Raw genomic sequence first — 12,534 nt, 5'->3', positions numbered from 1 at the left:
GGCATGCTTCGCCGTCTCGACCTGCGCGCCGACACCCTGCCCCGAGCTGCCGTCCTGCGGGGGATCGTGCCGCGCGCGGCGATCGACGTCGACGCGGCGCTCGAGATCGTCCGGCCCATCGTCGACGCCGTCCGCGAGCGCGGTGTCGAGGCCGCGCTGGAGTACACCGAGCGCTTCGACAAGGTGCGCCCGGCGAGCGTCCGGGTGCCGGCCGCCGCGCTCGCGGAGGCGCTCGGCACGCTCGACCCGGCGGTCCGCGCCGCACTGGAGACGTCCATCTCCCGCGCCCGCGCGGTGCACGCCGAGCAGCGCCGCGCCGACGTCGTCACCAAGGTCGTCCCGGGCGGCACCGTCACCGAGCGGTTCGTGCCGGTCCGCCGCGTCGGGCTCTACGCGCCCGGCGGGCTCGCGGTCTACCCGTCGTCGGTCGTGATGAACGTGGTCCCGGCGCAGGCGGCGGGCGTCGAGTCGCTCGTCGTCGCGTCCCCGCCCCAGGCCGACAACGGTGGCCTCCCGCACCCGACGATCCTCGCCGCCGCCGCGCTCCTGGGTGTCGACGAGGTGTGGGCCGTCGGTGGCGCGCAGTGCGTGGCGCTGCTTGCCCACGGCGGTACCGACACCAGCGGTGAGGACCTGGAGCCCGTCGACATGGTCACCGGGCCCGGCAACATCTATCTCACCGCGGCCAAACGGCTGCTGCGCGGCCTGATCGGGATCGACGCCGAGGCCGGCACCACCGAGATCGCCGTCCTCGCCGACGACACCGCCGATCCGGTGCACGTCGCCGCCGACCTGATCTCCCAGGCCGAGCACGACCCCAACGCCGCGTCGGTGCTGGTCACGACGTCGGAGGCGGTCGCCGACGCCGTCGACGCCGCGCTCGCACCCATGGTCGGCTCCACCAAGCACACCGAGCGCATCCGCACCGCCCTGTCGGGCCCGCAGTCCGGCACGATCCTCGTCGCGAACCTCGACGACGGGATCGCGGTCGTCGACGCCTACGCCGCCGAGCACCTGGAGATCCAGACCGCCGACGCGGCCGCCGTCGCGGCCCGGGTCCGCAACGCCGGGGCGATCTTCGTCGGGGCCTGGTCGCCGGTGTCGCTGGGCGACTACTGCGCCGGCTCCAACCACGTCCTCCCGACGGGCGGCTGCGCCCGGCACTCCGGCGGCCTGTCGACGCAGACGTTCCTGCGCGGCATCCACGTCGTCGAGTACACCGAGCAGGCGCTGCGCGACGTGGCCGACCAGGTCGTCACGCTCGCCGTCGCCGAGGACCTGCCCGCCCACGGCGAGGCCGTCTCCGCCCGGTTCGCGCGATGACCGCGGTGTCGCAAGGAGTGGGGGCCCAGGTCCGGCTGGAGGACCTGCCGCTGCGCGCCGACCTGCGCGGCAAGAGCCCCTACGGCGCCCCGCAGCTCGATGTCCCGGTGCGGCTCAACACCAACGAGAACCCGTACCCGCCGCCCGCGGCACTCGTCGCCGACGTCACCGCCGCCGTGGCGGCCGCCGCGGCCGACCTGCACCGCTACCCGGACCGCGACGCCCTCGCGCTGCGGGCCGACCTCGCCGCGTACCTGACCGGCCGCACCGGGGTCGCGCTCACCGCGGCCAACATGTGGGCGGCCAACGGGTCCAACGAGGTCCTGCAGCAGATCCTGCAGACGTTCGGCGGACCGGGCAGGCGCGCGGTCGGGTTCGAGCCGTCGTACTCGATGCACCCGATCATCTCCTCGGGCACGCAGACCGAGTGGGTGCCCGCGCCCCGCGACGAGTCGTTCGGCATCGACGTGCCCGCCGCGTGCGCTCTCCTCGCGTCGCTCGGGCCGGACGTCACCTTCCTGACCAGCCCGAACAACCCCACTGGCCAGTCGCTGCACCCCGACGAGGTCGCGGCGCTGGTCGAGGCGGCACCCGGGATCGTGGTCGTCGACGAGGCCTACGGGGAGTTCTCCTCCCACCCCAGCGCGATCCGGCTCCTCGACACCCACGGCGACAAGCTGATCGTCTCGCGCACCATGAGCAAGGCGTTCGCGTTCGCCGGTGGCCGGCTGGGCTACCTCGCCGCCGCGCCTGCGGTCGTCGACGCGCTGCAGCTCGTGCGCCTGCCCTATCACCTGTCGGTGCTGTCGCAGGCCGCCGCCCGGGCCGCGCTGCGCCACGCCGACGCCACCCTCGCCTCGGTCGCGCTGCTCGCCGCCGAGCGCGACCGGGTCATGGCCGCACTCGCCGCGGCGGGCTACGCCGTCGTCGGGAGCGACGCCAACTTCGTGCTCTTCGGCCGCTTCGCCGACGCCCCCCGCGCCTGGCGGGCGTTCCTCGACCGTGGCGTCCTGATCCGCGACGTCGGCATCTCGGCGCACCTGCGCGTCACCGTGGGCACGCCCGAGGAGAACGACGCGTTCCTCGCCGCCGCGACGGCGCTTGCCTCGACCGAACTGGAGACCGACCGATGACCGGACGGGTCGGGCGCGTCGAACGCGCCACCAAGGAAACCAAGATCACCGTCGAGATCGACCTGGACGGCACCGGCACCGCCGACGTCAACACCGGCGTGCCGTTCTTCGACCACATGCTCGACGCCTTCGGCAAGCACGGCGCCTTCGACCTGCGCGTGCACGCCGACGGCGACACCCACATCGACGTCCACCACACCGTCGAGGACACCTCGATCGTGCTGGGCCAGGCCATCCGGGCGGCGTTGGGCGACAAGAAGGGCATCCGGCGCTTCGGCGACTCCTGGATCCCCATGGACGAGGCGTTGGCGCAGTGCGTCGTCGACGTCTCGGGGCGGCCCTACACCGTGCACACCGGGGAACCGGAGATGATGCGCGGGTTCGTCGTCGGCGGGCACTACCCGACCGTGCTGAACAAGCACGTCTTCGAGTCGCTCGCCTTCCACGGCCATCTCGCGCTGCACGTGCGGGTGCTCGACGGGCGCGACCCGCACCACATCACCGAGGCCGAGTTCAAGGCCGTCGCCCGCGCCCTGCGCGCCGCCACCGAGCCCGACCCCCGCATCACCGGTATCGCGTCGACCAAGGGCGCGCTCTGACCGAGCGCCCCCAGCCGACGACGCGGCGCTGAGGGTGCGCCGCGCCCGACCGATCGGGCGCAACCTCAGCGCTGTTTTCCGGCCCGAACACAGCAGTGAGGTTGCGCGCGGGTCGTCGGTCGCAACGTCACGGTCGTCCGGCGGGCCGGGAGGAGCAGTGAGGTTGCGCGCGGGTCGTCGGTCGCAACGTCACGGTCGTTCGGGGCGCCTGCGGGAGCAGTGAGGTTGCGCGCGGGTGCGGGGGCGCGGCCGGGTCCGTCTATCCTTGCCGCGTGTCGCGGATCGTCGTGCTGGACTACGGATCGGGCAACCTGCGCTCCGCGGAGCGTGCGTTGCGCCGCGTCGGCGCCGAGGTCACGGTGACCGCGGACGCCGACCTGGCCATGGAGGCCGACGGGCTGGTCGTCCCGGGCGTCGGCGCGTACGCCGCGTGCATGGCGGGGCTGCGCGAGGTCGGGGGCCCGCGGATCATCGAGCGTCGCCTCGCCGGCGGGCGCCCGGTGCTGGGCATCTGCGTCGGCATGCAGGTGCTGTTCGACCGCGGCGTCGAGTGGGACGAGGAGACCGACGGCTGCGCCCAGTGGCCTGGCACGGTCGAGCGGCTGAAGGCGGATGTGTTGCCGCACATGGGCTGGAACACCGTGCGCGTCCCCGAGGGCAGCGTGCTGTTCGCCGGCATGCCCGCCGACACCCGGTTCTACTTCGTCCACTCCTTCGGCGTGCGCCGCTGGGAGCTGGAGGACTCCGATGTGCTCGCGCCGCCGCTGATCACGTGGGCCAACCACGGGGAGGACTTCGTGGCGGCCGTCGAGAACGGGGCGCTCGCCGCGACCCAGTTCCACCCCGAGAAGTCGGGCGACGCCGGCGCGACGGTGCTGGAGAACTGGCTGCGCGACGTCGTCGCCCGATGACGACGAAGAAGCGCACGCCGGCGACGAGCACCCGGAAGCCGACGACGAGGCGGCGCACCACCACGACCCGGAAGCGGACGACGCCGCGCCGCCGCACCTCCACCGCGAGCACCGCCGGCACCGCGGTCGGCGCCGCGATCGCGGGTGTGCTGGCCGCCGCCCTCGGCGGGCTCGCGTGGTGGGGCTGGGTGCTGCTGATCGTCGTCGGGCTCGCGATCGGCCTCGGCTGGGCGGCCGCCCGTGGCCGGTCGGCGACGCGCAGCGAGGAGCCCGCACCGCCGCCCGGGGGCTGACCTCAGCGCTGCGAGTGTGTCGCGCTGCTCGCGTAGTCGGTGTAGGTGTAGGGGTTGTCGAGCAGCGTCGTCTGCGGCACGTCGGGGTGCATGCCCTGCTGCCAGGCGTCGTCGCCGATCGTCGAGCGCAGGTGCTCGACGGTCGCCTCCACCTCGCGCCGCGCCGCGGCCAGGTCGACGCCGACGAGTTCGTGGGCGTCCTTCACGACGTTCCCGTCGATGATCACGGTGTGCACGTCCCCGCGCTGGGCCTGGAACGCGACGTGGCCGTGTGGGTTGAGCAGTGGGAACGACACCGGTGACCGGTCGTTCTTGATCAGTACGACGTCGGCCTTCGCGCCGGGCTCGACCCGGCCGAGGTCGTCGCGGCCCAGCGCGCGGGCCCCGCCGCGGGTCGCCCATTCGACGACCTGGTCGGCCCGCAGCACGCAGTGCGTGACGGTGTCGCCGCGGCCGTGCGCCTCGAGGTGCTCACGCGAGCGGTCGGCACCGAGCGTCGTGCGCATGGCGGAGAAGAGGTCGCCGCTCCACCACACGCTGGTGTCCATCGACAGCGACACCGGGATGCCGTGGCGGCGCAGCGCCCACGTGGGCGGGTAGCCCTGGCCGGCGCTCTGCTCGCTCTCCGTCGACACCGAGACCGAGCCGCCGGTGGCGGCGATGCGGTGGTAGCTGTCGGCGGACAGCGTCGCGGCGTGGACGAAGACGCTGCGCTCGTTCAGGAACCCGGCGTCGTGGGCGAGGCGGATGCCGTCGTCGTTGGTGGCGCCCCAGACCCCGGCGTGGGTGGTGACGGGGACGTCGAGCTCGCGGGCCACCTCGTAGGCGGCGCGCTCGGGGAACTCGGGGTCGCCGGTGACGTCGAAGGCCATCTGGAAGCCGAGCATGTCGTCGGCGGCGTCGCGCAGCGAGGTGGCGAAGGCGCGGAACTCGTTCGACGTGGCCCACTCCCACGGGGCCTGCGCAATGTTGCCGTAGGCGAGGACGAACCGGCCCGGCACCGAGCGCAGGGCGTCGACGGCGGCCTCGGCGTGCCCGACGGTCTGCAGGCCGTGGGACCAGTCGACGGTCGTGGTGACGCCGGCGTCGATCGACTCGAGGGCGGCGAGACGGTTGCCCGCGCGGATGTCGTCGGGCCGGAAGTGGCGGCCGTTCTCCAGGTAGTACCAGACGAAGTACTGCGAGAGCGTCCAGTCGGCGCCGTAGCCGCGCATGGCGGTCTGCCACATGTGCCGGTGGGTGTCGATCATGCCGGGCATGACGATGCCGTCGGCCGCGTCGATCTCCCGGGTGCCGGCGGGGACGTCGAGCGCGGGGCCGACGGCGGCGATCCGGTCGTCGACGATCAGGACGTCGGTGTCGGGCAGCACGGAGTGGGCGTCGTCGACGGGGAGAACCGTGCCGCCACGCAGGACGAGCGGACCGGGCATCGTTGCTCCTTCGCCTCGACTGTCCCGGACGATCGTCCGCTCCGCGGACGTCCCGGGAGTTCGAACCCTGGTGGCAGGTCGCCGGGACTGTCAAGGCTCCGACCGGGCACCGGTCACCGCGCGGGGTCCGCCTGACGGACGGTCAGCCGTTACTGTGCGGGGATGCCGCGCGGAACGGGACCGGACTTCATCGAGGCGCTCGCCCGCGGCCTCGACGTGATCCGGGCGTTCGGGCCCGGCCGCCCGGTGATGACGCTCGCCGATCTCGCCGCCGTGACGGGCCTCGCCCGCCCGACGGTCCGCCGGATCCTGCTGACGCTGATCGAGCTCGGCTATGCCCGCGCCGACGGCCCCGGCTACGCCCTGACGCCGCGGGTGCTCGACCTCGGTGTCGCCTACGTCGACTCGTCCGGGCTGTGGGATGTCGCCCGCCCGCACATGGAACGGCTGGTCGCGCGGACGAACGAGTCGTGCTCGGTCGCGCAGCTCGACGGCTCCGACATCGTCTACGTCGCCCGCGTCGCGGTGCCCAAGATCGTGTCGCTGGTCGTCCACATCGGGACGCGGTTCCCCGCGGTGGCGACGTCGCTGGGGAAGGTGTTGCTCGCGGCGCTGCCGGCGGGGGAGGCGGAACGGGTGCTGGCCGAGCCGACCCGGTCGGGGCTGACCCCGCGCCGGCAGCTCGACGCCGCCGAGCGCGACGAGGTGCTGCGCGAGGTCCGCGCCCGGGGCTGGGCCGCCACCGACGAGCAGCTCGCCGCCGGGATCCGCTCGGTCGCGGCACCGCTGCGCGACGGCGACGGCCGGGTCGTCGCGGCGATCAACGTCAACGCCCACGCGGCGGAGACGTCGATGGACGTGCTGCTCGAACACCACCTGCCGCTGCTGCTCGCGACCGCGGGCGACATCGGCGCCGACTTCGCCCGCCTCGCCGCCGTGCCCAGGGTGACGGTTGCGTCGTGAGCTGGATGGGAGCCTGATGCCAGACACCGCGGCCCCGCCGCCCGGCCCGCTCGACGGGTTGTTGGTCGCCGACTTCTCCCGGGTCCTCGCCGGCCCCTACGCCACGATGCTGCTGGCCGACATGGGCGCCGACGTCGTCAAGGTCGAGGGACCCGACGGCGACGAGACCCGCACCTGGACCCCGCCGGTGCGCGACGGCGTCTCCACCTACTACCTGGGTGTCAACCGCGGGAAGCGCTCCGTCGCGCTCGACCTGCGCGACGAGGACGATCTGGGCGTGGCCCGGGAGCTGGCGCGGCGCGCCGACGTCGTCATCCAGAACCTGAAGCCCGGCGGCATGGCCCGCTTCGGCCTCGACCACGAGTCCGTCCTGGCCGCGAACCCGCGCTCGGTGTACGTCTCGATCAGCGGGTTCGGCGCCGGGCCCGGTGCGAAGGTCCCCGGCTACGACCTCATGGTCCAGGCCATGTCGGGGCTGATGAGCCTCACCGGCGACGCCGACGGCCCGCCCTACCGCGCGGGTATCTCGGTGTTCGACGTGATGGCCGGCAACCATGCCGTCATCGGCATCCTCGCCGCGCTGCGTCACGTCGAGGCCACGGGGACGGGTCAGCACGTCGAGGTCAACCTGCTGTCGTCGGCACTGACCGGGCTGGTCAACCACAGCTCGGCGTGGGTCGCGGGCGGGGTCGTCCCGTTCCGGATGGGCAACGCCCACCCCAGCGTCTTCCCCTACGAGCCGCTGCCCACCGCCGCCGACGACCTCATCGTCGCCGCCGCGAACGACGGCCAGTTCCGCAAGCTGTGTGGGGTGCTCGCCATCCCCGAGGTCGCCGACGACCCGCGCTTCGCCCGCAACGCCGACCGCACGGTCAACCGTGAGGAGCTGCGCCCGCTGCTCGTCGAGCGGCTCGCGACCCGCAGCGCACTGGAGTGGTTCGACCTGCTCGTCGACGCCGGGGTGCCGTGCGGACCGATCGGTACAATCGACACCGGCTTCGCGATGGCCGAGAAGTTCGGCCTCGACCCCGTCGTCGACGCGGGCGCGGGCGAGCGGGCCGTCCCGACGACCCGCCACCCCATCCGCTTCTCCGCCACCCCCGCCCACTACCCGCTCCCACCACCGCGTCTCGACGAGCACGGCACCGAGATCCGCGAGTGGTTGACCTCGCAGGAGGACCCGTGACCGCGGAAGAGAAGCTCCCGCTGCTGCCGACGTCGCTCGTCGGCAGCTACGCCCAACCCGACTGGCTGATCGACCGCGACAAGCTCTCCAGCAGGCTGCCCCCGCGCATCCGGGCCAAGGAACTGTGGCGGGTCGCGCCCGAGCTGCTCGGCCAGGCCCAGGACGACGCGACGCTGCTGGCGATCCGGGCCCAGGAGCGTGCCGGTCTCGACATCGTCACCGACGGCGAGATCCGTCGCGAGAGCTACTCCAACCACTTCGCGACGGCACTGTCCGGCGTCGACGTCGACAACCCGGGCAGCGCCATCGACCGCACGGGCCACGCGAACCCGGTGCCCCGCATCGTCGGGCCCATCACCCGGTCGCGGCCGATCGAGAAGCGCGACATGGAGTTCCTGCGCGCCGCCACCGACCGCAGCGTCAAGATGACCGTGCCCGGCCCGTTCACCATGAGCCAGCAGGCGCAGAACGACCACTACCCCGACGCCGAGGCCGCCGCCATGGGCTACGCGGCTGCGGTCAACGCCGAGATCAAGGACCTGTTCGCCGCGGGCGCCGACGTCGTCCAGATCGACGAGCCCTACATGCAGGCCCGCCCCGACGCCGCCCGCGCGTACGGCATCGCCGCGCTCAACGCCGCCCTCGACGGCGTCACCGGCACCACGGCCGTGCACATCTGCTTCGGCTACGCCGCGATCGTCCACGAACGCCCCGAGGGCTACTCGTTCCTCCCCGAGCTCGCCGCCTGCACGGCCGACCAGATCTCCATCGAGACGGCCCAGTCCGGGCTCGACCTGGGCGTGCTCGCCGACCTCGCCGACAAGACGATCATCCTCGGCGTCATCGACCTGTCCGACACGGGCGTCGAGACGCCGCAGACCGTCGCCGACCGCGGCCGCCGCGCCTTCGCGCACACCACACCGGAGAAGATCGTGCTCTCCACCGACTGCGGGTTGAAGTACATGCCGCGGGCCTCGGCCGAGGGCAAGATGGCCTCCCTCGCGGCGGGCGCGGCGCTGTTGCGGGCGGAGCTCGACGGGCGCTGAGACCGGCTCGGTAGGCTCGCCGCGTGAGTTTCACGTTGCTTCCCGCCGTCGACGTCGCCGACGGACAGGCCGTCCGTCTCGTCCAGGGTGAGGCCGGGACCGAGACCGGCTACGGCGACCCGCTCGAGGCCGCGCTCGCGTGGCAGCGCGACGGCGCCGAGTGGATCCATCTCGTCGACCTCGACGCGGCGTTCGGCCGCGGCTCCAACGCGGAGCTGCTGGCGGGCGTCGTCGGCCGGCTCGACGTGAAGGTCGAGCTCTCGGGCGGCATCCGCGACGACGCGTCGCTGGAGCGCGCGCTGGCCACCGGCTGCACCCGGGTCAACCTCGGCACCGCCGCGATCGAGAACCCGCAGTGGTGCGCCGCGGCCATCGCGAAGCACGGCGACAGGATCGCCGTCGGGCTCGACGTCAAGATCTCCGACGGGCAGCACCGGCTCGCGGCGCGCGGCTGGACCACCGACGGCGGCGACCTCTGGGAGGCTCTCGCCCGCCTCGACGGCGACGGCTGCGCCCGCTACGTCGTCACCGACGTCGGCAAGGACGGCACGCTGAAGGGCCCCAACGTCGACCTGCTGCGCGACGTCGCCGCCGCCACCCCGGCGCCCGTGATCGCGTCCGGTGGCATCGCGGAGGTGTCCGACCTCGTCGCGCTCGCGCAGGCCGAGGCCGACGGCGCGAACATCGAGGGCTCCATCGTCGGCAAGGCGCTCTACGCCGGCCGGTTCACCCTGCCCGAGGCGTTGTCCGCCGTCGCCGCGGTGACGGCCCAGGGCCGGGCGGCGGGCTGATGGGCGTCGCCGTCCGCGTCATCCCCTGCCTGGACGTCGACGCCGGCCGGGTCGTGAAGGGCGTCAACTTCCGTGAGCTGCGCGACGCGGGCGACCCCGTCGAGATGGCCGCGGTCTACGACGCCGAGGGCGCCGACGAGCTGACGTTCCTCGACGTCACGGCGTCGTCGGGGGAGCGGGCCACGATGCTCGACGTGGTGCGCCGCACCGCCGAGCAGGTGTTCATCCCGCTGACCGTCGGCGGGGGGGTGCGCACGCCCGAGGACATCGACATCCTGCTGCGCGCGGGTGCGGACAAGGTCGGCATCAACACCGCCGCGATCGCCCGCCCCGAGCTGCTGGGCGAGTGCGCGCGCCGGTTCGGGTCGCAGTGCATCGTGCTGTCGGTCGACGCCCGCCGCGTGCAGGACGGCCCGCCCACGGCCTCGGGCTACGAGGTGACGACGCACGGCGGCCGCCGCGGCACCGGCATCGACGCCGTCGAGTGGGCGGCGCGGGGCCAGGAGCTGGGCGTCGGGGAGATCCTGCTCAACTCCATGGACGCCGACGGCACCCGCGCCGGGTTCGACATCGAGATGATCTCCCAGGTCCGCAAGGTCGTCGACGTCCCGGTGATCGCCTCCGGCGGTGCCGGCAAGGTCGACGACTTCCTGCCGGCCGTGCGTGCGGGCGCCGACGCGGTGCTGGCCGCGAGCGTCTTCCACTTCGGGACGCTGCGCATCTCCGAGGTCAAGGACGGCCTGCGGGCCGGGGCGGTGGAGGTCCGATGACCCGGGTCCTGAACTCCGCGCTCGACCCGGCCGTCGCGGGGCGGCTCAAGCGCAACGCCGACGGGCTGGTGTGCGCGGTCGTGCAGGCGCACGGCACCGGCGAGGTGCTGATGGTCGCGTGGATGGACGACGAGGCCCTGCACCGCACCCTCACCACGGGCCGCGGCACGTACTGGTCGCGTTCGCGCGAGGAGTACTGGGTCAAGGGCGACACGTCCGGGCACGTGCAGCACGTGCACGAGGTGCGCCTGGACTGCGACGGCGACGCGGTGCTCGTCGTCGTCGACCAGGAGGGCCCGGCGTGCCACACCGGCACCCGGACCTGTTTCGACACCGACGTGCTGCTCAGCTCGCGGTAGGCGCCGAGGTCGGTGCCGGCGGCCCCGACGCCATCGCCCACCGGATCCCCGACGTCACCGCGCGGCCCCCGAGCGTGACGACGGTGCGGTCCAGCCGTGGGCGGTCCGGCAGCGCGAGCGGGCCACGCGCCCACGTCGGCAGCAGCCCCACCGCCGCGGCGCCGAGCAGCGCGTACGGCACCCGGGCCACGCCGGGCAGCGGCGGCTCGCGCAGCAGGAAGCGCGCGGTGTCGCGGGCCGCGGGCGAGCCGTCGAGCTCTGGGCGGAAGGCCTCGATCCGTTCGGCGAGCGCCGCCTCGGTCTGCGGCGGGTCGAGCACCCCGAGCGCGCGGGCGACGACCGCCGCGTCGGCGACGTAGCCGTCGCGCCCGGCGGCGTCGAGCCGGCCGGAGCCGTAGGCCTGGTAGGAGCGCAGGAAGCTGTCGATCTCCGCGATGTGCACCCACTCCAGAAGGTGCGGGTCCGAGGCGGCGTAGGGCCGTCCGTCGGGCCCGGTGCCGCGGACGCGCTCGTGCACCCCGCGGATGCGCGCGATCGTCTCCTCGGCGAGCTCGGCGGGGCCGAACGTCGTCGACGCCAGGAAGTAGCTGGTGCGCGCCAACCGCCCCCACGGGTCGCCGCGGAACCCGGAGTGCCCGGCGACCCCGGCCATGGCGAGCGGGTGCAGCGACTGCAGCAGCAACGCCCGCAGCCCGCCGACGAACATCGCGGCGTCTCCGTGGACGGCGCGGATCGGCCGGTCCTCGCCGAACCAGCGGGGGCCCGGGGTGGCGTGGATGCGCTCCCGGCGCCCGGCCCCCTCCGCGCCCGCGACCTTCTCGAACAGCCCGGCCGCGATCCGCGCCCGCAGCCCCTCCAGTCCCATCACTCCATGATGCGCACGGCGCCGACCGGGCGCGCGCCGGCGGCGAGTGACGCCGACGACCCGGCGGCCGCGGCGCCGACCGCGGTCGTGAGTGGCGATGGTCGCCATGGCGACCATCGCCACTCACAGGAAGGATCGAGTCGGGGTTCGTCGACCCGCGCAGGCCCGTCGCCTGCGCAGTCAGTCCAGCGGCCCGGTGAGGTAGCGCTGCAACGTCGGCGCGACCGCCGTGACGACCTCGTCGTGGGTCGCCGACGCGATCGGCTCCAGCCGCAGCACGTAGCGGATCATGCCGAGCCCGATGATCTGGGTGCCGCACAGGGCGGCCCGCATCTCGTGGCGGTCCGGCGCGACCGGGCGCACGATCCGCTGCGCCAGCGCGGTGGCGACGAACTCGCGCATCAGCCTTGCGGCGCTCTCGTGCGAGGCGACACTGCGGATCAGGGTGCCCAGCGGGGCGCCACCCGTTGTGTCCCACACGGTCAGGAACGTGCGGACGATCCGGGCGCCCAGCTCGTCGCGGTCCCCGGGCAGGACGCGGTCGAGGATCGTCGAGATGTCGACGGGGAAGTCCAGCGCCGCGACGAACAGCTGCTCCTTGCCGCCGAACCAGTGGTTGACCATCGCGGCGTCGACGCCGGCGCGCTCGGCGATGCGCCGGACCGTGGCGCCTTCGAAGCCGCGTGCGGCGAACTCCGCGCGGGCAGCGGCCAGCAGCGGCTCACGGGTGTCCTCGCCCGCCCGGCGACGTCCCCTCCGGCGGGCGGCAGGTCCTGGGATCGCGTCGGCCACGCCGACATCCTCCCCGACGCCCGCTCCGACCGGGGGGCGGCGGACGATCCGGGCACGGATCACACCCGCGGCG

General features: G+C 73.9%; 14 protein-coding genes. 11 read left to right on the top strand and 3 right to left on the bottom strand.

The genetic code is table 11. The annotated features are described in order from the left end of the window. Positions 1-3 precede the first annotated feature (3 nt). The 5 genes from hisD to PSU4_RS11025 all read left to right on the top strand — a co-directional run bounded on the left by hisD (position 4) and on the right by PSU4_RS11025 (position 4,259). Positions 4-1,323, top strand: coding sequence for a histidinol dehydrogenase (hisD, locus tag PSU4_RS11045; protein ID WP_147106005.1), 1,320 nt, complete (start codon positions 4-6; stop codon positions 1,321-1,323). Beyond that, positions 1,320-2,456: a histidinol-phosphate transaminase gene (locus PSU4_RS11040; protein ID WP_147106003.1), complete on the top strand. Its 1,137-nt coding sequence runs from the start codon at positions 1,320-1,322 to the stop codon at positions 2,454-2,456. The genes hisD and PSU4_RS11040 overlap by 4 nt, the downstream gene beginning before the upstream one ends. Beyond that, positions 2,453-3,055: an imidazoleglycerol-phosphate dehydratase HisB gene (gene hisB / locus PSU4_RS11035; protein ID WP_147105998.1), complete on the top strand. Its 603-nt coding sequence runs from the start codon at positions 2,453-2,455 to the stop codon at positions 3,053-3,055. Before PSU4_RS11040 ends, hisB begins: the two co-directional genes overlap by 4 nt. A gap of 272 nt (positions 3,056-3,327) precedes the next feature. Continuing rightward, entirely contained in the window at positions 3,328-3,966 is a 639-nt protein-coding gene (hisH, locus tag PSU4_RS11030; RefSeq protein ID WP_147105995.1) for an imidazole glycerol phosphate synthase subunit HisH, read from the top strand. Then, positions 3,963-4,259: a hypothetical protein gene (locus PSU4_RS11025; protein ID WP_147105992.1), complete on the top strand. Its 297-nt coding sequence runs from the start codon at positions 3,963-3,965 to the stop codon at positions 4,257-4,259. Before hisH ends, PSU4_RS11025 begins: the two co-directional genes overlap by 4 nt. Positions 4,260-4,261: 2 nt before the next feature. Here PSU4_RS11025 and PSU4_RS11020 read toward each other — a convergent pair whose 3' ends face one another. Then, positions 4,262-5,689, bottom strand: a complete 1,428-nt coding sequence (locus PSU4_RS11020) for an amidohydrolase family protein (protein ID WP_147105988.1) — start codon at positions 5,687-5,689, stop codon at positions 4,262-4,264. Between the two features lie 162 nt (positions 5,690-5,851). Here PSU4_RS11020 and PSU4_RS11015 point away from each other — a divergent pair, with 162 nt between their 5' ends. The 6 genes from PSU4_RS11015 to hisI are packed head-to-tail and all read left to right on the top strand — an operon-like array spanning position 5,852 to position 10,804. Then, positions 5,852-6,652 (top strand): IclR family transcriptional regulator domain-containing protein, encoded by an 801-nt coding sequence (locus tag PSU4_RS11015; protein WP_147105985.1) that lies wholly within the window; start codon positions 5,852-5,854, stop codon positions 6,650-6,652. 16 nt (positions 6,653-6,668) lie between these two features. Next, positions 6,669-7,838 carry a CaiB/BaiF CoA transferase family protein gene (locus PSU4_RS11010; protein ID WP_147105981.1) on the top strand — a complete coding sequence of 390 codons (1,170 nt, stop codon included), beginning with the start codon at positions 6,669-6,671 and terminating at the stop codon, positions 7,836-7,838. Then, positions 7,835-8,884 carry a uroporphyrinogen decarboxylase family protein gene (locus PSU4_RS11005; RefSeq protein WP_147105978.1) on the top strand — a complete coding sequence of 350 codons (1,050 nt, stop codon included), beginning with the start codon at positions 7,835-7,837 and terminating at the stop codon, positions 8,882-8,884. Before PSU4_RS11010 ends, PSU4_RS11005 begins: the two co-directional genes overlap by 4 nt. 23 nt (positions 8,885-8,907) lie before the next feature. Continuing rightward, positions 8,908-9,675: a bifunctional 1-(5-phosphoribosyl)-5-((5-phosphoribosylamino)methylideneamino)imidazole-4-carboxamide isomerase/phosphoribosylanthranilate isomerase PriA gene (gene priA / locus PSU4_RS11000; protein WP_147105976.1), complete on the top strand. Its 768-nt coding sequence runs from the start codon at positions 8,908-8,910 to the stop codon at positions 9,673-9,675. Next, positions 9,675-10,445, top strand: a complete 771-nt coding sequence (gene hisF, locus PSU4_RS10995) for an imidazole glycerol phosphate synthase subunit HisF (RefSeq protein ID WP_147105973.1) — start codon at positions 9,675-9,677, stop codon at positions 10,443-10,445. The genes priA and hisF overlap by 1 nt, the downstream gene beginning before the upstream one ends. A gap of 8 nt (positions 10,446-10,453) precedes the next feature. Then, a complete protein-coding gene (gene hisI, locus PSU4_RS10990) occupies positions 10,454-10,804 on the top strand; it encodes a phosphoribosyl-AMP cyclohydrolase (protein WP_147106142.1) in 351 nt (116 codons plus the stop codon). Here hisI and PSU4_RS10985 read toward each other — a convergent pair. Together PSU4_RS10985 and PSU4_RS10980 are read right to left on the bottom strand one after the other, a co-directional pair. Beyond that, on the bottom strand, positions 10,791-11,669 hold the full coding sequence (locus tag PSU4_RS10985) for an oxygenase MpaB family protein (RefSeq protein ID WP_147105970.1): 879 nt from the start codon (positions 11,667-11,669) through the stop codon (positions 10,791-10,793). The two genes, hisI and PSU4_RS10985, sit on opposite strands and share 14 nt — an antisense overlap. A gap of 180 nt (positions 11,670-11,849) precedes the next feature. Further along, positions 11,850-12,461 carry a TetR/AcrR family transcriptional regulator gene (locus PSU4_RS10980; protein WP_147105967.1) on the bottom strand — a complete coding sequence of 204 codons (612 nt, stop codon included), beginning with the start codon at positions 12,459-12,461 and terminating at the stop codon, positions 11,850-11,852. Between the last annotated feature and the right edge of the window lie 73 nt (positions 12,462-12,534).

It is taken from the genome of Pseudonocardia sulfidoxydans NBRC 16205, assembly GCF_007989085.1.
Lineage (GTDB): Bacteria > Actinomycetota > Actinomycetes > Mycobacteriales > Pseudonocardiaceae > Pseudonocardia > Pseudonocardia sulfidoxydans.
The sequence above is the reverse complement of the archived record's forward strand: the minus strand, read 5'-3'. Positions and strand labels throughout refer to the sequence as shown.